Raw genomic sequence first — 25,990 nt, forward strand, 5'->3', positions numbered from 1 at the left:
ATTAGGGTTTATTACAATTCGACTATCTTTGCCGAAATCTCTTGATTCTCTGCGCTATTCTGCTCGCACACTTCATGTATGCTCAACTTCATTACCTCAAATTCAAGAAATTTTGAGCCAAGTCAGCAAATTGTAAACAGGCCCCTAGATTCATTAACAAATTTGTAGACAGGAGACAGGTAATCCCCTGACTCCAGCTACGATAAATACAAATTTTAACTCAATAAAGCTTGCTCAACTAAAGCCTGCTGTTGCGCGGCATGCAAAGCAGGACTTCCTACAGCGGGTGCTGCAGCAGATTCTCTGCCTGCATATTGCAATGTTTGATCTGCATGCAAGCAATCTTTTATATTATGTTGAGAAGAATACCAAATCCCCTGGTTTTGTGGTTCTTCTTGACACCAGATTACTTCTTTTGCTTGAGGATATTTTTTGAGCTCTGCAATAAGTGCTTTCTTAGGAAACGGATACAATTGCTCTATGCGCACCAACGCAATATGGTTCAACTTCTTGTCACGACGCATTTGTAAGAGGTCATAATAGACTTTGCCACAACACAACACGATTCGAGTCACTTTTTTTGCATTTAAATCATCAATTTCAGGAATAATGGTATGGAATTTTCCTTTAAATAAATCCTCTAGCGGTGAGACTGCTAATTTATGGCGCAATAAACTCTTTGGGGTCATCACAATTAAAGGTTTGCGGAAGTTACGAATAACTTGCCTTCGTAATAAATGGAAAATCTGTGCCGGGGTTGTTGGAGTACATACCTGTATGTTGTGCTGTGCACAAAGCTGCATATACCGTTCTAAACGAGCCGATGAATGCTCAGGACCTTGTCCTTCATATCCATGCGGTAATAACATGACTAAACCACATAAACGACCCCACTTTTGCTCGCCTGAACTAATAAATTGGTCGACAACTACCTGAGCACCATTTGCAAAGTCACCAAACTGGGCTTCCCACAACACTAAAAAGTTAGGATCGGAAGAAGAATATCCATATTCAAAAGCCAGGACAGCTTCTTCAGACAGTACTGAATCAATTACAGAAAAAGGGCGGTTAAGTTCATTAGTTATATGTTCCAAAGGAGTGAATGTATCGCCAGTTTCCACATCATGTAATATAGCATGACGATGTGCAAACGTCCCCCTTCCAGAATCTTGGCCTGAAAGGCGAACACCATAACCTTCCTGGACTAGGCTTGCATAAGCCATAGTTTCAGCATATCCCCAGTTCATGGGTAACTCACCTGCGGTCATTTTATCACGTTCATTTAATAAACGCTGAACCACTGGATGTAATGAAAAACCTTTAGGCAGGTCATTTAATTGTTTCGCCAATTTCTGTAAACTGGTTTTAGAAATTGTAGTATCAGCTTTATCAGTCCATTTTGCATCAATGTAAGGCGTCCAATCCATTGCATGTTTGCCTTCATAATCGCCGTGTACCAAATCTACAACCGCTTTACCTTTATCTAAACTATCACGATATGAATCTACTAATTTTTCAGCATCTTTGCTTGTTAATAGATCTTCTTTAATAAGTTGATCTGCATAGATTTCTCGTATGGGACGCATTGATTTAATTTTTTTATACATTGCAGGTTGCGTTACCGCTGGTTCATCAGCTTCATTATGTCCATGTCTTCTGTAACACACGAGATCAATAACAACATCGCGTTTGAACTTCATCCTAAAATCAAATGCTAACTGAGTAGCGAACACGACTGCTTCGGGATCATCGCCGTTTACATGAATCACAGGAGCCTGAACCATTTTAGCAACATCAGTACAGTATAAAGTCGAGCGCGCATCTAAAGGGTTACTGGTTGTAAAACCTATCTGGTTGTTAATAACGATATGAACTGTGCCTCCAGTACAATATCCTCGAGATTGAGAAAAGTTAAACGTTTCCATCACGACACCTTGGCCAGCAAATGCAGCATCTCCATGGATAACGATTGGCACTACTTTTTCTTTTTTGTCGATATCATTACGCCGTCTTTGACGAGCACGCACTGATCCCTCTACTACTGGGCCAATAATTTCTAGATGAGAGGGATTGAATGCCAATGCTAAGTGTACTACGGAACCTGAATTTGTTTTTATATCGGATGAAAAACCCAAATGATACTTTACATCTCCAGTACGTTCCGATTTAATTTTTCCTTCAAACTCTTGAAAAAGGGCATTAGGCTCTTTACCCAGTACATTTACAAGAACATTTAACCGTCCTCGATGTGCCATACCAATAATTACTTCCTTTACATTATCCCTTCCGGCACATTGAATAATTTCCTTCATCATAGGAATTAAAGAATCCCCGCCTTCAAGCGAAAATCGCTTTTGTCCTACATAACGGGTACCCAAATAACGTTCCAACCCATCTGCAGCAATAAGATCTTTTAGGATTTCGATTTTTTTTGATGTATCTAAGGTTGGGCGACCCCGCACAGACTCCATCCGTTGTTGCAACCATTCTATTTCTTTAGTATCAGAAATATGCATGTATTCAATACCAATGCTGCCACAGTATGTTTCACGCAACGCTTGATATATTTCATCTAATGTCATTTCAGGTCCATTAAAAGTGGTTCCTGCAAAAAACTTTCGACTTTTATCGACATCAGACAAATGATGATAGTCCAGCTCCAGAGCTGGAACGGGTATACGTTCTGCCATTTCCAGTGGATCCAACCTGGCAGCATGATGCCCCATTGCTCGATATGCATTAATTAAGTGGGCAATCCGAAATTGTTGATTGTCAGTTGATTGGACTACGGGTATTGCTTTTTTATCTGCATTCTGCAAAAAATATTCGCGAATATCTCTATGAGAAAGCTCTTTTTCGGCATTGTTCACTTTAGGTAAAGCACTAAATACTGCTCGCCATTCAGCCGAAACAGAGTTAGGATCAGCAAGATAATCCTCATATAGACTATCAATATAAGCCATACTTCCACCAGATAAATAGGAAGATGCCCATTCATTTTGCAGATTGGAACTGCTCATTTTTCTCTCTCCAAAGGGGTATTGATCACTACCACCATTAAAATTGGCTATTCCACTCATCCACGTGGATAAAACGGCTATCCCTGCAAGCAGGGATTCGTCCTTATCCTGGTTCCGACTCAAAAACCTGGGATAATAACTCTTATGCTAGAGATTTGAGTTATTGAACATCCGATTCAATTCAATACAGGTTTAGTAGTTTTTTACCAGGCACCCAAAAAATAATACAATATATTAAGTTTCCTGTTTCAACATTTGTACGCGAATCTCTCCAATCGCCTTTGTCGGATTGAGTCCCTTAGGACAAACATTCGTACAGTTCATAATGCTGCGACAACGAAATACACTGAATGGATCCTGCAATTTTTCCAGGCGATGTGTAGTTGCTTTATCTCGGCTATCAGCTAAAAAACGTCTTGCCTGTAATAATCCAGCAGGCCCCACAAATTTTTCCGGATTCCACCAAAATGAAGGGCATGAACTAGTACAGCATGCACATAGAATACATTCATACAATCCATCAAGTTGTGCCCGCTCCTCCGGAGATTGCAATCGTTCTCGCGCGGGAGCAACTTCGTCATTTTGCAAATAGGGTTCTATACGTTCATATTGTTGATAAAATTGGGACATATCAACAGCCAGATCTCTAATCACTGGAAACCCAGGTAAAGGGCGAATCACTACTTTATCTGTCTGCAATTGAGAGATATGAGTAATACATGCTAAACCATTAGTTCCATTAATGTTCATTCCATCAGAACCACATACGCCTTCACGACACGATCGTCTGTAAGTAATGGAAGGATCCTGTTCTGCTTTCAAACGCTCGAGTAAAGTAAGTAACATAGGATCACTTTTGGCTGGAATGTCCAGCTCATAATCTTTCATATATGGCTTAGCATCCACCTCTGGATTATAGCGATATATTGATAAGGTCAATTTTCTACTATCTGCCATGTAATGTATCCTCTTTAATAAACACGTTCTTTGGGCATAAAAGGCTCGACATGCTTAGGTGATGCATTAACTGGTCGAAAATCAATCGTCTCACCCTCCTCAAAATAAAGTGTATGTTTAATCCAGTTTTTATCATCCCTACTTGGATAATCTTCTCGGCTATGTGCACCACGACTTTCAGTACGTACCATTGCCGATTGTGCCGTAGCATATGCAGTTGCCATTAAGTTATCCAACTCCAACGCACTTACTCGTTCCGTATTAAATACTTTGCTTTTATCCGCTAATTTTGCATGTGCTAAACGCTCACGTAAAGCTTGCAGGCGTTTTAATCCTGAAGCCATAACATCCCCGGTACGGAACACACCAAAATCCTCTTGCATCACACGTTGCATTTCATCATGAATTACTGCAGGACTTTCACCTTCTTTTGAATTGTTCCAGCGGTTAAATCGTTCTAAAGACGGAGCCAGATCATCATCACTAATATAGGTCACATCAGGTAAGTGGTTTGATTGCCATAATTCTTCAACATGCAAGCCTGCTGCTCGTCCAAATACAACCAAATCAAGCAGGGAATTACCGCCGAGACGATTTGCTCCATGTACTGATACACAAGCACACTCCCCTACCGCATACAAACCTTCAACTACATGTTCTTGACCGTTAGTTTTGGTAATAACTTGTCCATACATATTGGTAGGGATACCTCCCATGCTGTAATGGCAAGTAGGTACGACAGGAATAGGCTCAACAATCGGATCGATACCCGCGAACTTAAGCGATAACTCACGAATTCCAGGCAAACGTGACTTAATAAGATCTGCACCTAAATGATCTAATTTTAATTTAACATGATCAATGCCCTTAGGATCAAATCCTTTCCCTGCACGTATCTCTAAAGCCATAGAACGTGCTACAACATCCCGGGAAGCCAAATCTTTAACTCGGGGAGCGTAACGCTCCATAAAACGCTCACCATCTTTGTTGATTAAATAACCACCCTCACCGCGGCACCCCTCGGTAACCAAAACACCTGCTCCAGCGATTCCCGTAGGATGAAATTGCCACATTTCCATATCTTGTAACGGAATACCGGCTCTTAACGCCATACCATACCCATCACCTGTATTAATAAACGCATTCGTAGTGGATTGATAAATACGACCAGCCCCACCAGTAGCCAAAATACATACTCGTGCTTGAAAAAAGACAACTTCCCCTGTTTCAATACACATAGCGGTTACACCAGAAATACGCCCATGGGCATCTTTAACTAAATCAAGAGCATACCACTCGCTAAATATAGCCGCTTTTGCTTTTAAATTTTGTTGATAAAGAGTATGAAGTAACGCATGTCCTGTTCTATCTGCCGCAGCACAAGTACGGGCGGCCTGTTCGCCACCAAAGTTTTTGGATTGGCCTCCAAACTGGCGTTGATAAATTCTGCCATTATCCATTCGAGAGAATGGCAACCCCATATGCTCCAATTCATAGACAGCTTCAGGACCTGTTTTACAGAGATATTCAATCGAATCCTGATCACCAATATAATCCGCCCCTTTTACAGTATCATACATATGCCAACGCCAATCGTCATCATGTGCATTTCCTAATGCACATGTAATACCGCCTTGCGCTGAAACTGTATGTGAGCGAGTTGGAAATACTTTAGATAAGAGTGCAACTTTTAAACCCGATTTAGCCATTTGCAGTGAAGCGCGCATTCCAGCCCCACCTGCACCTATAATTACAGCATCAAATTCATTACGTGCAATTGCCATGCTACCGCCCCCAAAGGATCATTAAGCCCCAGACAAATTGACTAAGGAGCCATAAAACAACTATCATTTGTACTGATACACGCAGAACAGTACATTTCATATAATCTGTAGTTACAGTCCAAAGACCTATCCAAGCATGTAAAGAAAGAGCAAATAAAGCAATTATGGATGCGATCTGAACCACAATATTAGAAAACAGAGCATGCCATTGAGCAAAACTCAGTCCAGGATGAGATAACAAAAAACCGATTATAAAAATAGTGTACACAGCAAAATAAACCGCCGTTACTCGTTGAATTAACCAATCTTTTAACCCATTACCTGTCAAGCTAGTGACATTAGTTACCATATCCAGATTCCTAGAAAAATTGCCAAAATAACAGTAAGAACAATGACTAAAATAGCCGAATTGCGGCCGGCATTAAGATGCTCACCAACGCCTATATCCATCAAAAGATGGCGTATCCCTGCAAGCAAATGATAAATCATGGCCGAACCAAATGCCCAAACCACCATTTTATAACATGATTGAGATAATAAATTTTTCACGTGAAGAAATGCTTCTTCTGATTGTACTGATTGCCCCCAAATAAATAACATAATGGGCAATAATAAAAATAAAACTACCCCTGAAATCCGATGCAATATGGAAGCGATTGCCATTGGGGGGTATTTCAAACTAACCAAATCTAGATTAACGGGTCTTTTTTTATTCACTGTAGTTTTCTTCCTTAATTTAGAGAAAGTTATTAAATAAAGTACAAATGCGAGTATAGCACTCTGTTTTTATCACGCAAGATTAAGTCTCTATCGAATTCGAATAAAAGTAAACAGTATCTGTAATTTGGACAATATTTTATTACAAATCTCTTGCACCACGATGAATTTGTCAGGGCAAAGTTTTTTCATTGCCAAGGGGAAGAATATTTATTAAATGGACATACGTACAGAAAAATAATGGGGCAGATGTATTAAAATCACAACCTGTATGTATGTAAATTTAATATATAAGACAATGGCCACTCAGAAGGCGAGAGATAAGAATTTCTATCTCTTGGGAGACGGGGTTGAATGGGGTTGTTTATATGAATCTCGCGGTGCCTCAGATGGATATCCGTATTTGTCTGCATTTTGTTTCACAATTTGTAAATAACGTTCCCCCCACTCGCCGGGATCAAAGTTAGTGACTACCACATTGTAGGCTAAATTAATAATTGACTCAAAGGCCTTTCTTTGCGGCAATAAATGCCCTCCAAAAGAGACTTGAACTTCTGTATCTGTAGTAATTCCTTCTTTTTTCAAACGCTCAATCAAAATGTAAATCATTTTTTCTATAGTCATATAGAGTTTATGCATAGACATGCCTGCATGGTACATTTGTGCGCATTTAGAAGTTGCGAGTTTTGATCCGGAATCATGGATAGGATATACGAACTCATATTCATCCGTACCTGGAATTAGTTCAGGATTAATAATCAAAGGAGGTGAAATAGTATCAATAAACGGTGACACAATATATAACTGAAAATCAGCCCAATGCCACCAAATTTGATACACTCGCTCAACTAGAACTACTGGATCATTTAAGTCTGCTTCCATTTCCAATCGACGCTTCCCAATATCGATGCCGATCGTTGGAGTTTCAGGGATATCAGTGCTATCAGCCATTTATTTGTCACATAAAAATCAAGCTATAAGACTATATTAGCTCAAATTTCGCCAATGGGCACGCAAGTTAAAGTCGCATAAGTAAAAAAACTGTAAAAATGCTCGTACAACAATCTTTTTTCTCAGCGGAAAAAGTTCATCAAAGATATTGATAATATTCAGGCTCTTGAGAACGACATTTAAAGCAAGAACTTTTACATTGTACTTTTTCCTCACACTTACGTATCACTCCTTTTCCGATCCATAGGTTAAGCATCGGTTGCAATGCCTGGAAGTCTAAATGAAATTCTCTAATCAATTGTTGCGTACTTACTACACCTTTTCGACGAATATAATCACGTATTTGCAGCAGCATTTGCTCTCCTCATACTTCGTTTTTTTGAAATATGTATGACGATCATAAAAAATAGAACAAACAAAGATCCTGTAATCCAAGATATACTTAATCCTGAAGACTGAACCCATTTCGCGGCTTGATAAAATAAAACTGCCGCCATATAAGCAACAACAAATGACCAAATTACTGAAAACCACATTAACTTTCTGTTTGCTTCTTGCCGGATTACAGCCATAGTTGATACACAAGGAATATAAAGAAGAACAAAAAGTAAATAAGCAAAGGCACCGATTTGACCATCAAAACGCTGAGCCATAACTCCATATACGGATTGAGATACTGGGCTATCTGCAGCACTTGCCAGTACAGGGTTTGCCAATGCAGAGCCTAATTGTGATAAATTCTCCGGAATAGACCAAAAAGCCGCTTTAATACCTGCCCAAAGGTCAAAATGTGCTGCAGCTACCTCACCTACATGGCCTACTTGAGCATAAAGTGAATTCAAGGTACCTACTACTACCTCTTTAGCCAGCATCCCGGTTAACAATCCAACAGTTGCAGGCCAATTATCTTGATGAATACCCATAGGGGCAAAAAAAGGAGTGATCCATTGTGCCATTACAGACAATAATGATTGGGTGCTTGCCTCGCCTGAATTAATACCGCCATCAAGAGTAATCGCATTTAACCCTCCCAAAAGAACACAAACAGGCAGAATTAATTTTCCCGCACGCAACACAAAAAAACGCAAACGTAAGGATGTTTCTTTAATTAAACGTTTCAATGCTGGTTTATGATAAGCAGGTAACTCCAAAATCAAAGGAGATGCATGTCCCTTTAAAGTGGATTTTCGCAATATGAATCCGGTTAATACCGCCATTAGGATGCCGATAATATATAAAGAAAAGACAATGTTTTGGCCACCTGAAGGAAAAAATGCAGCAACAAATACTGCATAAATGGCCAAGCGGGCACTGCATGACATAAATGGGCTCATCATTACAGTTAATAATCTGTCGCGTTCTGAATCTAACGTACGCGCAGCCATAATGGCGGGTACGTTGCAACCAAAACCTACAATCATAGGTACAAAAGATTTACCCGGTAACCCCAGCGCACGCATCGCTTTATCCACAACAAAAGCAGCCCTTGCCATATATCCTGAGGTTTCCAGTAATGACAAAAAGAAAAACATTGCTGCAATGACAGGGATAAATGTTAGTGTTGTATTAATTCCTTTGCCAACCCCATTGGCTAATAAGGCAATTAACCAATTCGGGGCGTGAATTTGCTCCAACAACCAAGCAGTCCCCTGTACAAATAATGTATCTGTGCTAATATCAAAAAAATCTTGAAATGCGCCACCAATATTGATTGCAAATAAGAACATCAAGTACATCATGGCAAAAAATATAGGTAATGCCCAAAAGCGATGCAATACAACCCTATCGACTTTTGCGGTAAAATGCTCACTGGCATCACTGCGTTTTTTCTGAACTGCAGTAACAATTTCGTGTATTTTTTGATATCGAGCATCTGCTAGTAAGATATCTAAATTAGCTTCTTCTGGATTCAATGAAGCCAAATTTTTAGACAACGCCTGCCCCAAGAGCAATACATCTCCTTCTGCAATCCGACGCGCTTGATAATAGGCAAGCGACTGGCTATAACCCTCCTGAATTAACTGTCGTTCCAATGCGATTAATGTTTCTTGTATGGGTTTGGACAAGGGAAGTGTCCAAGGCTCAATGTCTTGTGGTAATTGCGTCAGCGCCTGTTTAAGTAAAGGTATACCTACCATTTTATGTGCCTGGATTGCAACTACCGGACAACCTAATCGTTGCGACAAGGCATTAATATCTATCGTTATGCCTCGTTGCTGAGCAATATCCATCATGTTGAGTGCAAGAATTACGGGGGTACCTAACTCTAGAATTTGACTGGTTAAATATAAATGTCGCTCAAGATGGCACGCATCGATCACATTAATAATACAATCTGCTTGCATGGAAACAACTGCTTGTGCTGCAATTCGCTCATCCTGACTGACTCCATCAGCATTTGCGACCAGTGAATAAACACCCGGCAAATCAGTTATGCTTATACGCTGTCCAGCGAGCAAAAATTCACCCGTTTTCTTTTCAACAGTAACACCAGGCCAATTTCCTATACGTTGATTATCTCCGGTTAAAGCATTAAATAAAGTGGTCTTACCACAATTAGGATTGCCAACGAGTAACACATGCGTCATACATACTCCAAAACCAATTGATTCGCCTCTTCTTTACGCAAAGTTAAAGCCGTTCCTCTGACTTCAATTTGTATAGGGCAACCTAAAGGGGCAAGACGAACAACTGAAAATTCGGTACCGCACGTTACACCTAAAGATAAAAGCCTACGTCGATACTGCATATCGGTTGAACCAAAACTTGTTAAGCGTACTTTATCACCTTGGACTAGCTCTGTAATGTTTACCATGTGTGAACAAGAAAATAACTAAATAAAGTAATTTTAGCACAAATGGAATCGAGAATCATTCTCAGTTAAGTAAAAAGTGATATATTTTTGACTTTGAAACGTAAAATTTTTGATCATACAGTTGTCGTTGCTGTAAAATAATAACTTAATTACACCTAAAAACGATATCTTATTAAGGGGAATTAACGTTACTCGAAAATGAATAAACCACGTTACGACTCCGAATCATCCGAAACCAACTCGTGTAACTCGCGTTTTGGGTGGCGTGCCAAATAATCTACGGACTGCATTTCCAACAAACGACTCAAAGTCCGTTTAAAGGTTTCTATCATTTCGCCCTCAACATATAACTGTTCTGCAGTAACTTCCGCAGATATAATAATGTTAATGCCACGATCATACATCACATCAATAAAATGGATGAACATTATGGTTTGCAATGTATGGTTTACTGTTAAAACAGGTACGTCACTGACAAAAATAGTGTCAAATTTATCTGCCAATTCTAAATAATCTAATTGGCTACGCGGAAGATTGCACAAAATATCAAAAGCGAACCAAATTGATTTTATCCCGCATTTCAGATAAGGAATTGCACGCTTTTGAATCGTAATAATTCCATGTTCTTGAAATTCACTGTTTAGTAACACAAATTGTTTTTCCATTGCCTGGATTGTTTGCTGATTCAGGGGGCATAAATAAGCATCTAATAATGGCTCGCGCCCAATTCGATAATCTCTTTGTTCATTCAAATTAAGAACTTCACAATTTTCTTTAATAGCGGCAATAGCAGGTAAAAATCGTTTACGATGTACACCATCCCGATACAAATCATCTGGAGGTATATTTGAAGAAATTACTAAAATTACTCCATGAGCAACTAAAGCCTTGAGTAATTCAGCCAATATCATGGCGTACGCCACATCATGAACCATAAATTCATCAAAGCAGAGCACCCGAGTTTTCCTGGCAAGTTTTTTGGCAATCTGCAGTAGAGGATTTTTTTGTCCCTGCAATAATCTTAATTGTGCATCAACTTGTTGCATAAAATGGTGGAAATGAAAACGTGCTTTCTTTTTTTCTTCAAGAAACTCATAAAAAAGATCAACCAAATAAGTTTTTCCCACCCCAACCGGGCCATAAAGATAGATCCCCTTAATTCGAGGTTTGCTCCAGGGATAAAACCATGAAGAGTTTGATTTTTTTACTTCCTCAGCAAGCCGCTGAAAATGCAGCAATATTTGTTTTTGCAAAGAATCATCGTCAATTTCGCCACGGGCAACCGCCGATTCATACTGAGTTAGTAACGTCATTATAGAACAACCTGAGAGGTTATATATTCAATCAGTTTTGTTTTGAGCTCTATCAATTTTCCATGAAAAAAATGGCTTGTACTGGCAAATCGAATTACTGGAACTTCAGGATGTAACTGTGCTGCAAAATCAAAAACCAACGCAGGAGGAACGACCTCATCATCATCACCTTGAACAACAACCCAGGGAAAAGGTGCAGGATTAAATTCATGATAATTATAGTGGTGTATTGGCGGAGCTATCGTGATCAACAAATGTGCATGCGCTTGTGCTGCTGCCCGATAGGCAACATAAGATCCAAAAGAAAACCCCGCAAAAATTAATTTCTTTTCGGGCTGCTCTTCTTGTAACTCACGGGCCAAAACAAGCATATCCTCACTTTCACCTTGTCCTGCATCATAAGATCCTTCAGACTGCCCGACTCCTCTAAAATTAAAACGCAATGAAGGAATACCTAATTCTTTGAAAACACGCGCCAGGGTAGTAACAACTTTATTGTTCATCGTACCACCCTGCAAGGAATGTGGATGTCCTAAAAAAGCAAAAAATTCAGTATTATTTTGATCAGGAACTGTCAAAACTGCTTCTAACTTACCAATGATGCCTTGCAATGACAGGGGATGTTCGCCAGGAATAGCTAATTGTTCAATGATTTGCATAAAAAACCTGTTTACATGAAGTATTTTATTTGTCGCAACTATAGATGCTTGTCTCGTCAAAGAGGAATAATACCTCAGATTTATAAAGGAGCAAAATAGCCCCCTTAATTTAACGCTACTTCTCATCTCCCAGAATTTAAACTATGATACGTAATGCGTTGACCCCTTGGCAGCGACTTTAAATTTTTAACTTGTGGAGGACTTGATCCATGCGACAGGTACCTGTAGTACATTTTGCTTTACATAATCATGCTTACTCCAATTTCTTAATCAAGGAGTAACACAAATGAAAATTCAAGATTTCAAACGTAAAAAAGAAGAACAACAAAAAATCGTCATGGTCACCTGCTATGATTATCCATCTGCCTGTATTGTCTCTGAGTCTAATGTCGATTGTGTCCTGGTTGGTGATTCAGTAGCTATGGCCGTACATGGCCACGAAACAACCATTATGGCTACCATAGAAATGATGGTGCTTCATACCCAAGCCGTAGCACGTGGATTAAAACAACAATTTTTAATTAGCGACCTCCCTTTTTTAAGCCACAAAACTTCCTTGGCTCAAACTGTAGAAAATGTGAAAAGTCTATTACGTTCAGGAACACATGCTGTAAAAATCGAAGGTGCTGATGCAGATACATGTCAAACCATTTCCTATCTAGTCGGTGCGGGTGTTCCTGTTATGGGCCACATTGGTTTGACACCCCAATCCATTCACCAATTAGGCGGCTATAAAGTACAGGGAAGAAATCCAGATCAAGCAGAAATACTGATTCAACAGGCATTGAGTTTAGAAGCTGCTGGTTGTTTTGCCCTTGTAATTGAATGCGTTCCTCAATCGTTAGCACAAGCCATTACTCAATCATTGCGCATACCTACTATTGGTATTGGAGCCGGCTCTGATACTGATGGTCAAGTTCTTGTTTGGCATGATATGTTGGGTTTACAAACTGATTTTAATCCCAAGTTTGTCAAAAGATACCTACAAGGTAAAGAAATGATGCTGAGTGCATTAAATGCTTATGCTCAGCAAGTACGACAGGCTAGTTTTCCAACTTCTGAACATGCATTTTAATTGACGTGGGCATCCAAGAAAAATGCACCACATTTTGTACAAAGTCTTTCAAAACGATTCGTTCGATACAAAAACCAAGAGCCAATTTTATTGTATCGAACGCTCATAATCAGGAGCATCATGATGCAAATTTTTCATAATCTTGAAGAATGGATAGCTTTTCGTAAAACTTTAGCCACTGAACTAACCATAGGTTTCGCACCTACCATGGGTAATTTGCACGTAGGGCATGCATCTTTATTTACAACAAGCCAAAAAGAAAACCACTACACTGTTTCCAGCTTATTTGTTAATCCAACACAATTTAATCAAGCCGAAGATTTTAAATTGTATCCACGTACCTTGGAAGCAGATCTGAGGATGATGGAAGACTCGGGGGTGGATTTTTGTATTCTTCCAGATGATAAGGCAATGTATGTTGATGGATATAATTATCAAGTGCATGAAAAACAACTGTGCCAATTAATGGAAGGCAAACATCGACCCGGGCATTTTAACGGTGTCTTAACGGTTGTCATTAAATTATTTAATCTTGTCAAACCAAATAGAGCATATTTTGGGGAAAAAGATTATCAACAATATCAACTGATCCATGGAATGGCGAAAGCATTCTTTCTGGATATAGAAATCAAAGTATGTCCAACCCTGCGTGAGCCTAGTGGCTTAGCATACAGTTCGCGCAATAATCGCCTCTCCATTGAGCAAAAATCCATAGCCGAAGATTTTGCCCGATTATTTCAGCAAAAAAATAAATCCTGCACGCAAATCATTGAGGAATTAACCCAAAAAAATATTGTTGTCGAGTATATTGAGGAACATCAAGGGCGCAGATTTGCTGCTGTTCGTATTGGGGATATTCGCTTAATTGATAATTACTTAATATAACCAGTTGTGGGTCACTTGCGCCATGCTCTGTGATGGGTGATCCACAAGTCCGTAATAAATCGGAAGATAACCACAAGATCGTAAAGCAAAAGGGCATATCGTATGGGAGACGTAAGGAGTGCTTTAAAAAACATTTTGATCCGTTCGCCTTTTGTGCTCATTGCTACCAGTATACAAGAGATTAAAGTCTCAAAGATAAATGTTAATAAAAATGCTTCCCACCAGCCAAAAATAATAAACAGCAAAAATATCGATGGAAATAAAATTTTTTCAAGCGTATTTGTAAAAATAAACCAGCCAATAGGACGACCAAAGGTTTTAGTGATTTCAACACCAAAGCTTTGGCGATACTGCTCCTTAATTTTCCTTCTGGATTCAAAAATTTTTTCCTTTTTGCTGTTGCGAAATTTATATATTAATTTATTAATTGCTTTAAAAGGTGTGGCGACTAAATAATTAAAATAATACACACTTTGAAGAAAGGCTGATGACCACAAAAAAACCTGGAAAGGCAAACGTTGAATATAAGGCTCTAAAGTACAGGCTTCGACATCAAGTAACTGTATGTTTCGATAACCTTCATTAGCAAATGCAAAGCCTATGTATATATCCTCTGAAGTTGTTAAATCACTACCTAAAGTTTCTCTAGCACTTACAAAGATATCCTTTACGTATTTTCTTCTATACGCCACAGCACAACCAACGGGATTGATAATAGTACCCACAAAAATCATTTCGGCTCTATAAATAAATTTTTGCAAAAATTTATACATCACATCCCTGTAGAGATTAGTAATGAATCGAGCGAAACGTTGCAAGTTAGTATTTTTGTTATAATAGCCTGCTTGGGGATAGCATTGAAAATGCTCCCTTAAAGCACCGCCTACCCTTTCATCAGCAAGCAATTTACTACGATCTTTTTCTTTTAAGGGATAAATTATTCCGCAAGCGGAAGCGATACCAACCCCTTTATAAAGTTCTTCTACCAACCGTTCAAGATAGTTTTCGGAAACCAGGATAGTATCACTATCCAGGACAAACTCCACATCAGCATCACTTTCATAAGCTCCTTTTTCGATGCTCGGTGTTTTTCCGATACTTTTTTCTCTTCTAATGATGTGGACATTTGTTAAATTTAACCTTTCGCAGATATCCTCAGCAAATAGTTTAGTATTATCCTTACTGCCATCATCAATCACGAAAATGTGGCGGGGTTTTAAAGTTTGACGCGCCAGTGAAGCAATGCATAAATCGATTTCTGCTTCTGCATTGTAAGCCGGAATGATTACATCCACCACTGCATCATGCCAATCTTCTGCTGGAGTTGGAATCGTTTTGTCAGGTCCATGCATAAGACCAATAAGACCTGTAATTAGGGTTGGGCCTATTAAGAAATAAGATAAAGTAGCCATTATTTTATAAGTTCCAATAGGTTATATTTCCCAAATCTTTTTTCTCTTCAACAAATAAATTAGGTATATCCATTATCAAACCAGCAGGTTTGAGCTTATTAACAAATTGCTGCCAGCCTTTTTCGCGATAAAAATCATGCTGCACAATAATAATGGCAACAGAAATATCTTCCATTTCATCAAATTCTTTTAAATCCAGATGATATTTTTCTTTGACCACTTTTTTGTTAGCCCAAGGGTCGTGAGCAATATAGTTAAAGCCATATTCTTTCATTTCCTTAATGAGCTTAAAAGCCAGGCTATTGCGAATATCTGGAACATTTTCTTTATAAGTCACACCAAAAAAGCCAATTTTTATTTTTTGGAAGCTAATATTTTTTTTGATGAGCATTTTGTTCATTTCATGAATAATAAATTGAGTTATTCCATCATTAACTTGTCTGGCAATCGATATAATTTTAGGATCAACACCATGTCTTTTTGCTTTAAAAGCCAAATATTGTGGGTCAATAGCAATGCAATGCCCTCCAACAAACCCCGGTTTAAAGGGGATGAAACTCCATTTTGTTTTTGAGCCATTGATGATTTCATGAGTATCCAAACCAAGCGCATGCATGATTTGTGCAAATTCATTCATAAAGGCAATATTAATATCTCTTTGTGTATTTTCCAGTATCTTTACCGCTTCTGCTGTTTTTATATTTGAAACGGGATAAACCGTATCACAAATTAAATGATAAGCCTCTTTAATTTCTTGCAGAGTATGTTCATTTTGAGCAGAAATAACTTTAGGAATATTCTGTAAGTGATGCTCTTTATCCCCCGGGCTTATCCTTTCAGGAGAATAACCAACATTAAAGTCATGACCACAACGGAGATGACTTGTTTCTTCCAAGATAGGAATGCAAACCTCTTCTGTTGTGCCGGGGTAAACGGTAGACTCGAAAACGACGATATCTCCCTTTTTCAGAACCTCGCCTAAACTTCTTGTCGCATTAATCAATGGCTCCAAATTAGGGAGTTCATAAAAATAAGCCGGAGTAGAAACTGCCACAATGTAGAAATTAGCTGTTTTGATTAAGTTGATGTCATTTGTTAACTTGAGTTCGCTATTTTTTAGTTTTTCAAAAGAAACGATACAATTTCTATCCCGGTTTTGTTGTAACTCTTCAATTCTGTTTTTTGATATATCATATCCATAAGTTTCCTTTTTTTCAGCTAAAGAAACTGCCAATTCTAATCCAACATAGCCAAGACCTAATACTGCAAAAGTTTTCATGGTATTCACTTTATGCATCCCTTAGTAACTATGATCCTAGAAAAAGAGGTTGGATCCAACTGTGCAAGCTAAAGTCGGTGAATCTGCTCGATTTTCTAAAATAATAGCTGATTCATTCAATTTTAATTTACCCCTAATTTTCTGTATTTTTATTAAGGGCAGCCAAAGTATTTATTGTCGCTTCTAAAGAAAATTTATGTTTAAAATCTATGTAACGAAACAGTTTATTTAAATCTGGCCTTCTTCTTTGAATATCAATATAGTTTTCGCCATAAGCTTTAAGATAGGAAATATGCTGAATATCACCCTCTGGATTGACACAATTTTTTACTAATTTAGCGAGTTCATTTATGCTGAGTTCCTGGTTATTACCTACATTGATAATTTCTCCAAATGCTTTTTTACTGTTCATAAGTAAATCGAGCATGACCACTGTATCGCGCACATCACAAAATGAGCGTGTCTGTTCACCTGAACCAAATACAGTAATTGGCTGATTCTCCAGTGCCTGATTTACAAAATTAGGAACTACCATCCCATAACGACCTGTCTGTCTTGGGCCAATAGTATTAAACAAGCGAGCAATTACGACGGGAATATGAAATTTTTGATAATAAGCTAATCCCATTGCTTCATTAGCTAATTTGCTAATTGCATAGTTCCAGCGGTTTTTTGCAGCAGTTTCAAGAATAATGTTATCCTCTTCTGCAAGAGGCAATTTGTTATGTGGCCCATAAACCTCGGCACTTGAAGCCAACAAGACTTGAGCCTTCCAATTAGACTTACAAACAGCTTTTAATAAATTTTCGCAGCCCGCAATATTTACAGACAGAACTTTTTCAGGTTCTTGAATAACTTTATATACCCCGACTATAGCGGCCATGTGATATATTCGATCCGCCCATGAAGCAAATTTTTCAATTTCAGGCCAGGTAATAATATTGTCTTTAATAAAATAAAAATTGGGGTTAGCAAAAAATTTTTTAATATTACTTTCTACCCCAGAGCTCAAGTCGTCAATACCACATACCCAATCTCCTTTACCCAAATGGTATTCAACGAGATGAGAACCTATAAAACCTGCAGCACCAGTCACTAGTATTCGCATAGAAATAATATCCCCATATTTCTTTGCTTTAATTATAGTCTATTTTAATTTAAAATTTTGAATCGACTGAATTATTTTATGAAGAGGATGCCTACCTGGGCTTAAAAACGTCGAGTAAGAATTAAACCAGTAGACCATGCATGATAATTTCCTGTGGGATTTTCTCTAAGAGTATATCCTCCTTTAAGTCGGAGTTGCCAATCCGTGTAGAGCCCCCAAAATGCCTGGAATGCAAAATCTTCTTCATAGTAGTAATGGGGAAAAGTTTCATCCTTTTGCATTCCAAATCCGCCTGATAAACTATAGCCAACATTCTCTGATTGAATGTAGTACGTTTCAATAGTTGCTTCATAGCCATTAAAATCAAGGGGATCATAATAGCCATTTGCCAAGCGTTTTTTGTATTGCCAAATATCAGCATTAACACCCACAGTGACTTTCCAATGCTCAGAACCAAAAATTCTCGCTTTTGGCCAAATATTATAGTGCCAATAACTATTGGTATCACTTAGCTCCGAATAAGAAACCAGTAGGTTTAAATATTTTTGAATGAACGGCTGCCACTCTAAGTAAATACCATTACGAGTTTCCATAATTTGTAAAGAAATGGATCTGGGTGACTGCGGTACAAGATAGGGTCTATACAAATTATGTAAATTTGTAAAAGTTAATTTGGCTGTTTCTCCAATATTGGGATTAAAGTTGAGTTCGTAAATTCCATGGTTATTTTCATTTTGAATTTTCAAGCCTCCTGCTACAGCAGATAGATTAAACAAAGATTGGACTTGGGTAGCAAAGCCGACCATGGCACTTTCATCAAAAATGGATCCATTCCCATTATAGGTTTCTAAACCACTACCAATCGCTGCCGTAGAACGCTCATATAGCCCTCGAAATAATAAACTGAACGTTGGTGTTAGGAAGTATTGAGCAGTTAAAGGTATGCTTAAAATTTTAGTAGTATCCGATGCAGCAATGTATTCTGTACCCAGATTCACATTGGTTCTAAGTGGAGTCAAAATGATATTGTTTAGACTTTTTACCTGGTTTTCATCAGGGTATAGCTGATTGACTTTGTGTAAATAGTTAAGCGCATTTTTTATTTGAAATCCTTTAGCCAGCGCAGCAACTTGAGTTGTCAGCAAATATAAATCATTTGGATTTTTTTCCAACAAAGGCTTATTAATCGCAAGAGCGGATTTGTATCTTTCAGCCAAAGCAAGAAATCGAGCTTGCTTCGTTAAATAATCTGTAGTGATTCCTTTTAAGTCTTTGTACTGGGCAATTGCGTTGAAGGCGCCAAGATAATTCTCTGTCCATGATAACACTTCGGAGTAATGAAGCCATCCTTCAGCAATTTTTGGATATACCTTGAGAAATAATCGATAAGCGCGGATAGCATCATCGGTTCTGCCTTGCCATCTTAACGCATTGGCCAATTGCAGCATGGCTTCTTGATCGTGAGGTTTTAGCAGCAGGATTTTTGCGTAACTTTCTTCCATTTGATATTTATCACCAGCCCAAGCAGCTACTTTGCCCTTAGCTCTTAAATAATCAAGATTTGTGGGATCTAGCGCTAAAGCCTGATTAATTGCTGTCAATGCTAACTGAGGTTTATTAGCCATAGCATAGATTTCAGAAAGCATTTTAAATAAACGAGGATCTTTAGGCTTCATTTTAATGGCTTTTTTTACTGCATCTTCCGCTTGATTATATTGTCTAAGGCTTGCGTAATTATTGGCATCAGCTACTAACTGCTCTACAGGGCCAAGCGTTTTCTTTTCCAAATGCACCAGTGCTTTAAGACCTGCAATAGCCTCTTTATTGCCAGGAGACAGGGTTAAAATCTTTTGATAAGTTTCCTTGGCTAATTTACTATCTTTTAACCAATTTGCGTATTTAGCCTTTATTTCCAAGAAGCTAATTCGGTTAGGTTCAATTTCAATAGCCTTGTTAATCGCATTCATAGCATTCTGAGGATCTTTTGCCGTTGCATAAGTTTGCGCCATCTCTTGATACAGCATCGCATCCTTAGGATTTAATAATATAGCCTGTTCGTAAACTTTAAAAGCATCTGGATACCGATGCTCTTGATTATATAAATTGGCAATTTGCCTTAGAAGACTCACTTTTTCACTATCATCTTGGCTGAGCTCCAGAATTTTTTGGTAGGTTTCAATGGCTAATTGATTATCCTTTAACCACGTTGCAAGAGTCGCTTTGGATTTTAGGTAGCTTACATTATCAGGGGATAATTCAAGAGCAGTGTTAATGGCTTGCATTGCTTTATCAGGTAGCCCTGCAGCAGCATAAGTTTGTGATAAATCTTGATAAAGTGTGGCGTCTTGAGGGTAGATTTGTAGGGCTTGCTCATAAGTCTTTATCGCATCAGGATAATTGTGCTCTTGATTTTGAAGGCTTCCTATTTGCTTGAAAATTACAAGGAGGTCTACCGTTTTAGCCTGGTCATTATGAGCGGTTAAATCCAATATTTTGTGATAAGTTTCGATGGCCAGCTGATTTTCTTTTAATAGACTTGCCAATCTTGCTTTGGATTGCAAAAGTTCTATATTGGAGGGATCTAAATTCAAGGCTTTATTAATTGTATCTATGGCTTTATCCGGTTCTTTTGCGGCAGCATAGACCTGAGCTAACTCCTCATATAATTTTGGATTATCGGGATTTAAAAAAATGACTTGATTGTAGCTGTTTATAGCATCCGGGTAATTTTTTAACTGCGTCTGCAGACGTCCAATTTCTATCAAGATCTCTTTCGTGTTAACCTTGATTTTCTCCGATTTGCCAAGCTGTAGGATTTTCTGATAGCTTTCTAAAGCAACAGCAGGTTGCTTGTTCCAGTTTGTAATTTTTGCTTTAGCCAGCAAATAGTCCACATTATCAGGGCTTAATTTAATGGCTTCATTAATTGCAATTAGCGCTTCTTTGGGTTGATTTGCCGCGGCATATATTTCAGATAAGTCTTTGTGCAAAGTAACGTTATTGGGTTGTATCCGTAGGGCATGTTTGTAAGCATCAATTGCAAGAGGGTATTTTTTAAGGTGATATTCTATTTGTGCCACCCTCAACCATAAATCAATATTGTCAGGTTTTTTTAGTAACAAACCAGTGTAAATAGAAATCGCTTTTTCCCAGTCCTTTTCCATTTCAGCTTGCAACCCCTCCTTTGGCAACGCCGATTGTGCCTGTGAATCAAGTGAATAGGACGGACTGCTATTAATAACGAGGAGAGATAAAACTGCAAAAAACAAAATCCGTAATAGCATATAGTTATCCCTGATATATCCTATAAGATTGGATACAACAATAGCCAGTTAGCAATATAAAAATAGAATGCTATTGTTTTAACGGTTAAAAATATATATCTTACTTGATTAATTTTAATTTTTGTATTTATTATCACAGTAAAAAGAGAAACTTCTCTCATTTCATGAGCATAGCCTATTTAAAATGGAAAGAATTCAAACAAAAAATGGAGTAAGGAAAAGCACAGGGGCTACAGTAATTGAAATCATGTTAATGATTATGCTTCTAGTAATTTTTATTGCCATTATTCTATCAATATATCTACATTTTGATTGGAAAAAATCTCCAGAGGCAATTAAGGAAGAGCAAGATGTTTTAATCATAGAGAATGCCATGAAGTTCTATAAGCTGGATAATGGATTTTACCCTTCAAATACCCAGGGAATAGCTGCTTTGATTCAAAAGCCAGTTACAGAGCCCGTTCCTCAAAATTGGATAAGGTATTTAGATAAAATCCCCAATGACCCTTGGGGATTTGCCTATCGTTATTCAAATCCTGGTAGATTCAGTGCTATTGAAATATACAGTTGTGGCCCCACCCAAAAGCTAGGCACATGGGCTAAAATAAAATATTGGCTAACATCAAGTCCTAAAATTAATTGTAAGTAAGTACCAAAACAGAATGGTGAATATTTACATTAACTCTGGAGCCACTTCTTCTATATCTGCTTTGATAACAGGCTGCGCCATCATTATTTGCGGATATGGGAAACTGTATGCGGCTGATTGAGCGGGAATACCAGCCCAATGGGTATTTTCAGGTAAACGTTCACCTTTCATTAATAAAGAAAGGCTTCCTAATGTAGAATTTTCTTCCATCAGGGTATTATAAAGAATGATTGAGTCAGCCCCTACATTACAGCCGGAATTAATTGTTAAATGAGAAACTTTAAATACGCGATCTTCATAAAGATGAGTTTGTATCCTTGCCCCGTCATTAATGCATACATCATCACCAATAGTAATTAAATCAAATTCTGCAAATCCTTCCGTACCCACATAAACTCGTTTGCCTGCTTTAGTTCCAAAACAACGTTCTACACAAAGCGCAAAAGGCGTCCCTAAAACTTTTTCAGTAAAGTGAGGATTAATAAAATAACTATACGAATATTCAATCACATCATTTTTCCAAATAAAAGGATCCCACAAAGGTTTAGTAAGAGGCTTCAATTTACCCAACATCACCCACTTTAAAGCAATTAATAGACTAATCAGGCTGACAATAAAAAATAACTCGGCTGGAGGTAATAGCAGCGCCGTAACCAACCAGGAGTGAGCCATAAGCATATAATCGATAAAATACAATAAATTAAACAAAATGATCAGTGAAAATGATGTAGGTAAAATAATTCTTATAAACTCAATAAACAAGCGTAGACAATAAAGCTTGATGGGTGGATTAAATCTCTCTTCGTCAGAAAATCCAACCGCGATTTCCCTTCGGGGCAAAAAAACAGCAGGTGAGCCTAACCAGGAAGAATAGGGTTCTTTTGCTTGCTCTCCAGGAGGAGTCACAGAAAGACATCCTAACAGTCCACCATCTCCAATTGATTGGCCCGCAGGTACCAAACTTACATTACCCACAAATGCTTCATGTCCAATAGACACTGGAGCAAAAGAAATAGAGCCATTGTAGACAATAGGCCAAGCCAGAGCAACAGAGCTGGCGGTGAACCCCCCGTCTTTAATGGTCAAAAGATCCGGTATAAGGTGAGGTGTTTCGCCCATTTCCACTTTTTTGCCTAATTTTGCTCCAAGCAATCGTAACAGGATGGGAAGATACAAAGAGTCCGCTAGAACATGTATTTCATTCACATCAAAAATTTTCATAAATGTCCAATGGCGGAGATAATACAAACTTTTTAAGGGATAATTGCCGGGTTTTAGCTTTTGCAAAATAATCTTCTTACAAATTATGGTACAAAGATAATAAGTGCTTAAAAATAATATACTTCCTAAAGGGATGGCAAAAAATATAGTAGTAAAATAATGCCCTTGGTCATAATAATAGCTAATTAATGAAATTGACGGGATAAGACACAAATAATAGACCATGATGGCAAAGACTATCCCGAGATAATGAAGAACGCCAAAAAGGATATTTTTCATCATGCTTGGCTCTGTAATCCCCATTTTTCGTTGGGTAACATGGTCGGCAGGAAGAACGCCAGATACTGCTGGAGATCCCGAAAAATAAGTCTTCATCGGGACTACCCCCTGATCAGGCAGCATGGACATATCATCCAGAACGGCCTCACTTTCAATTGTTGTGTTGATCCCAATTACCGAACGAGAGCCTATGTAGCAATGATCACCTATAGCGATGGTTCCTATTTTTAACCAGCCATCTTCGACTATATAGCCATTTAATTTACTATCAGTACCTATGGAGGTATTCTCTCCGACGCGGAACAAATCAGGAGTCCCCACATACATAGAGCCTATATAACAATTTTTTCCAATTTTAGCGCCTAATAATCGATAATAGACATTAATCAAAGAAGAGCCCACTAAAAATTTGGGCAGAAACAAATTATGTTGCAGTCGTCGAACTAACCACCATCGGAAATAAAACCACCCCCATAAGGGATATTTTCCAGGTTTTACTCGCCCTAATAATAGCCATTTCAATCCTGTGGTTATAAATAAAGAAAGGAATGGCATCGCTAAAAATAAAGTGAAAAATATAAGCTCTGATTCTCTTGAGATAATTGAATATTTAGAATTAACCCAGCTATAACACAGAATCACCGCTAATAATTGCAAAGTTCCTAAACCATACTGCAAGAAACAACCAAAAACCTGTCCCAAACCACACAAATAATACTTCCACGCTGGAGCCTTGTACTTTTCATTCTCTATTTGCTCTTTATGAAAATTTGAATGAATCGTAACATCATCCTGAAACTTCTGTTCTAGCTGTCTAATTGTAGGATTTTTATATAAATCCAAAATTGATATATTTTGTAAAGCAGATATTTTACGCAAATTAGAAATGATTTTAGCTGCATAGAGCGAATGTCCGCCTAAGTCATAGAAAAAATCATCATCCATTGAAATATTCGAACAGTTTAAGGCTTCTTCCCATACTAGTGCGATTTGTCTGGCAAGTGGAGAAACAGGTGTAGTTTTTAATTTTTCGATTTTTTGTTGTACAGGTTTCGGCAACGCTTTTCTATTTATTTTGCCGCTTGCCAAAACAGGGAAGCTTTCTAAAATTTCGACGATTGATGGGATCATATAGTCGGGAAGGCACGATCTTAAAAATGCCTTAAGCTTATTGGCATCAAAGCTCGAATTTTTATCAAGAATTAAATAAGCAACTAAAGTGGGCTGTTCCAATACTTGCAAAGACACTGCAGCTTGTTTAATTCCAGCATAGCTCATAATGACCGCTTCAATTTCATTTAACTCAATACGAAATCCCCGTAATTTCACTTGATCATCTACGCGCCCTGCAAAACGTAACTCACCATGAATTGTTCTTGAGACCAGATCACCTGTTCGGTACAAGCGTTGCGTTTTATTTTTTGGATTCAATACAAATTTTTCTGCTGTATTTTCAGGCCTGTTTACATAACCTCGAGCCAAAGCAACTCCAGCAATACACAGCTCGCCTTCCACCCCTGTTTCTACTTCTTGTAATTGCTCATCCATAATAAGTACATCATAACCAGGCAAAGGCCGACCTATGGTAATTTCTTTTTCAGGATGACATTCAGCATAAGTAGCAATAACCGTAGCTTCAGTAGGGCCATAGGTATTGATAATTCGCAACCCTTCTCTACTCCAACGTTTGACTAAACGTGTAGGACAAGTTTCCCCTCCCAAGATTAACAACCGTAAACTGGGTAAAGCTTCTTCTAAAGTAGCCAATAATGTAGGTACCGTTGAAAAAACACTAACTTGATGTTGTTCTAAAAAAGAATTTAAACCCAGCCCAGAGCGTATTTCTTTTGCCGTGCATGCAATTAGAGTGGCCCCATTGGCAAAAGCCATCCATAACTCTTCTAAAGAGGCATCAAAAGCCAAAGAAAAACCTTGATACACCGGTCATTGCTGTCCATATTATAGAGCTCACTGGCAACTTGGACGTAATGACAAATACTGCGTTGCGTTATTTCTACCCCTTTTGGTTTTCCAGTAGAGCCTGAGGTATAGATGATGTAACAGAGATCATCCGCATTTCGTTCGCAATTCGTTTTTAATCGCGTTGCAGGTTGTTTCGAAATTTCCTCACTAAGCGTATCAAGCGTATAAAAACTGGCCAAACTAAACTTTTATTTGCCACTTGGATTGATGTTGTTAAAACAGCATCGAATGCCAGATCAGAGAGAATATAGTTAATTCGTTCGTCTGGATAATCAACTTCGATAGGAACATACACCGCTCCTATCTTTAAAATAGCCAGAATGGCAATGTAGCATTCTAGGGATCGATCTAACAGGATCCCTACAATATTCCCCCTGGTTATATTTTTCTCAGTAAGAAAATGAGCCAATTGATTCGCACGACATTCTAATTCTTGATAGGATATAAATGCATTATCACAAACTAAAGCAATATTACTCGAATAACAATCAACGGAACGTTCAAAAAAATGATGCAATTGCATAGTGTTATAACCGGATGGAAAACTCAAATTGGTTGCTCCTATTTATTGCGCCATTTTCTATAATTCTTTTGAATTA

21 protein-coding genes are annotated in these 25,990 nt (G+C 38.1%); 3 read left to right on the forward strand and 18 right to left on the reverse strand.

Annotation, left to right across the window (positions count from 1 at the left end):
• Positions 1–215: 215 nt before the first annotated feature.
• From EKG34_RS11345 to EKG34_RS11395, 11 genes are all read right to left on the reverse strand, one after another.
• On the reverse strand, positions 216–3,020 hold the full coding sequence (locus tag EKG34_RS11345; protein ID WP_012978785.1) for a 2-oxoglutarate dehydrogenase E1 component: 2,805 nt from the start codon (positions 3,018–3,020) through the stop codon (positions 216–218).
• 234 nt (positions 3,021–3,254) lie between these two features.
• On the reverse strand, positions 3,255–3,977 hold the full coding sequence (locus EKG34_RS11350; RefSeq protein WP_003633208.1) for a succinate dehydrogenase iron-sulfur subunit: 723 nt from the start codon (positions 3,975–3,977) through the stop codon (positions 3,255–3,257).
• A 14-nt stretch (positions 3,978–3,991) separates the two neighbouring features.
• On the reverse strand, positions 3,992–5,761 hold the full coding sequence (gene sdhA / locus EKG34_RS11355) for a succinate dehydrogenase flavoprotein subunit (protein WP_003633210.1): 1,770 nt from the start codon (positions 5,759–5,761) through the stop codon (positions 3,992–3,994).
• A 1-nt stretch (position 5,762) separates the two neighbouring features.
• Positions 5,763–6,110, reverse strand: coding sequence for a succinate dehydrogenase, hydrophobic membrane anchor protein (sdhD, locus tag EKG34_RS11360; protein ID WP_003633211.1), 348 nt, complete (start codon positions 6,108–6,110; stop codon positions 5,763–5,765).
• Positions 6,104–6,478, reverse strand: coding sequence for a succinate dehydrogenase, cytochrome b556 subunit (gene sdhC, locus EKG34_RS11365; RefSeq protein ID WP_003633212.1), 375 nt, complete (start codon positions 6,476–6,478; stop codon positions 6,104–6,106). The genes sdhD and sdhC overlap by 7 nt, the downstream gene beginning before the upstream one ends.
• A 330-nt stretch (positions 6,479–6,808) precedes the next feature.
• Positions 6,809–7,429, reverse strand: coding sequence for a hypothetical protein (locus tag EKG34_RS11370; RefSeq protein WP_003633213.1), 621 nt, complete (start codon positions 7,427–7,429; stop codon positions 6,809–6,811).
• Between the two features lie 139 nt (positions 7,430–7,568).
• Entirely contained in the window at positions 7,569–7,784 is a 216-nt protein-coding gene (locus EKG34_RS11375) for a FeoC-like transcriptional regulator (protein ID WP_012978784.1), read from the reverse strand.
• Positions 7,765–10,017, reverse strand: a complete 2,253-nt coding sequence (gene feoB / locus EKG34_RS11380; protein ID WP_003633214.1) for a Fe(2+) transporter permease subunit FeoB — start codon at positions 10,015–10,017, stop codon at positions 7,765–7,767. The genes EKG34_RS11375 and feoB overlap by 20 nt, the downstream gene beginning before the upstream one ends.
• Positions 10,014–10,244: a FeoA family protein gene (locus EKG34_RS11385; protein ID WP_003633215.1), complete on the reverse strand. Its 231-nt coding sequence runs from the start codon at positions 10,242–10,244 to the stop codon at positions 10,014–10,016. The genes feoB and EKG34_RS11385 overlap by 4 nt, the downstream gene beginning before the upstream one ends.
• Positions 10,245–10,456: 212 nt before the next feature.
• On the reverse strand, positions 10,457–11,557 hold the full coding sequence (gene zapE, locus EKG34_RS11390; protein ID WP_003633216.1) for a cell division protein ZapE: 1,101 nt from the start codon (positions 11,555–11,557) through the stop codon (positions 10,457–10,459).
• Positions 11,557–12,216 carry an alpha/beta hydrolase gene (locus EKG34_RS11395; protein WP_003633218.1) on the reverse strand — a complete coding sequence of 220 codons (660 nt, stop codon included), beginning with the start codon at positions 12,214–12,216 and terminating at the stop codon, positions 11,557–11,559. Before EKG34_RS11395 ends, zapE begins: the two co-directional genes overlap by 1 nt.
• 286 nt (positions 12,217–12,502) lie before the next feature.
• On the opposite strand from EKG34_RS11395, the gene panB reads away from it, so the two are divergent.
• Positions 12,503–13,291: a 3-methyl-2-oxobutanoate hydroxymethyltransferase gene (panB, locus tag EKG34_RS11400; protein ID WP_003633220.1), complete on the forward strand. Its 789-nt coding sequence runs from the start codon at positions 12,503–12,505 to the stop codon at positions 13,289–13,291.
• Positions 13,292–13,414: 123 nt separating this feature from the next.
• Positions 13,415–14,176 (forward strand): pantoate--beta-alanine ligase, encoded by a 762-nt coding sequence (gene panC / locus EKG34_RS11405; RefSeq protein ID WP_012978782.1) that lies wholly within the window; start codon positions 13,415–13,417, stop codon positions 14,174–14,176.
• 11 nt (positions 14,177–14,187) lie between these two features.
• Here panC and EKG34_RS11410 read toward each other — a convergent pair whose 3' ends face one another.
• The 4 genes from EKG34_RS11410 to EKG34_RS11425 form a co-directional block, all read right to left on the reverse strand.
• Positions 14,188–15,588: a glycosyltransferase gene (locus EKG34_RS11410; protein ID WP_003633222.1), complete on the reverse strand. Its 1,401-nt coding sequence runs from the start codon at positions 15,586–15,588 to the stop codon at positions 14,188–14,190.
• 4 nt (positions 15,589–15,592) lie between these two features.
• Complete coding sequence (locus tag EKG34_RS11415) at positions 15,593–16,867, reverse strand: nucleotide sugar dehydrogenase (protein WP_223800119.1); 1,275 nt, start codon at positions 16,865–16,867, stop codon at positions 15,593–15,595.
• A 133-nt stretch (positions 16,868–17,000) separates the two neighbouring features.
• Positions 17,001–17,975, reverse strand: coding sequence for an NAD-dependent epimerase/dehydratase family protein (locus EKG34_RS11420; RefSeq protein ID WP_003633224.1), 975 nt, complete (start codon positions 17,973–17,975; stop codon positions 17,001–17,003).
• A gap of 101 nt (positions 17,976–18,076) precedes the next feature.
• Complete coding sequence (locus EKG34_RS11425) at positions 18,077–21,259, reverse strand: tetratricopeptide repeat protein (RefSeq protein ID WP_012978781.1); 3,183 nt, start codon at positions 21,257–21,259, stop codon at positions 18,077–18,079.
• 184 nt (positions 21,260–21,443) lie between these two features.
• On the opposite strand from EKG34_RS11425, the gene gspG reads away from it, so the two are divergent.
• Entirely contained in the window at positions 21,444–21,908 is a 465-nt protein-coding gene (gene gspG / locus EKG34_RS11430; RefSeq protein ID WP_003633226.1) for a type II secretion system major pseudopilin GspG, read from the forward strand.
• 24 nt (positions 21,909–21,932) lie between these two features.
• Here gspG and EKG34_RS11435 read toward each other — a convergent pair whose 3' ends face one another.
• From EKG34_RS11435 to EKG34_RS18605, 3 genes are read right to left on the reverse strand one after another with little or no spacing between them, the layout of a single operon-like run.
• Positions 21,933–25,349: a Pls/PosA family non-ribosomal peptide synthetase gene (locus tag EKG34_RS11435; protein ID WP_003633229.1), complete on the reverse strand. Its 3,417-nt coding sequence runs from the start codon at positions 25,347–25,349 to the stop codon at positions 21,933–21,935.
• Positions 25,310–25,570, reverse strand: coding sequence for an AMP-binding protein (locus EKG34_RS18845; RefSeq protein ID WP_237702690.1), 261 nt, complete (start codon positions 25,568–25,570; stop codon positions 25,310–25,312). The genes EKG34_RS11435 and EKG34_RS18845 overlap by 40 nt, the downstream gene beginning before the upstream one ends.
• On the reverse strand, positions 25,504–25,941 hold the full coding sequence (locus EKG34_RS18605) for an AMP-binding protein (RefSeq protein ID WP_223800096.1): 438 nt from the start codon (positions 25,939–25,941) through the stop codon (positions 25,504–25,506). Before EKG34_RS18605 ends, EKG34_RS18845 begins: the two co-directional genes overlap by 67 nt.
• Positions 25,942–25,990 lie beyond the last annotated feature (49 nt).

The organism is Legionella longbeachae, assembly GCF_004283175.1.
Taxonomy (GTDB): domain Bacteria; phylum Pseudomonadota; class Gammaproteobacteria; order Legionellales; family Legionellaceae; genus Legionella; species Legionella longbeachae.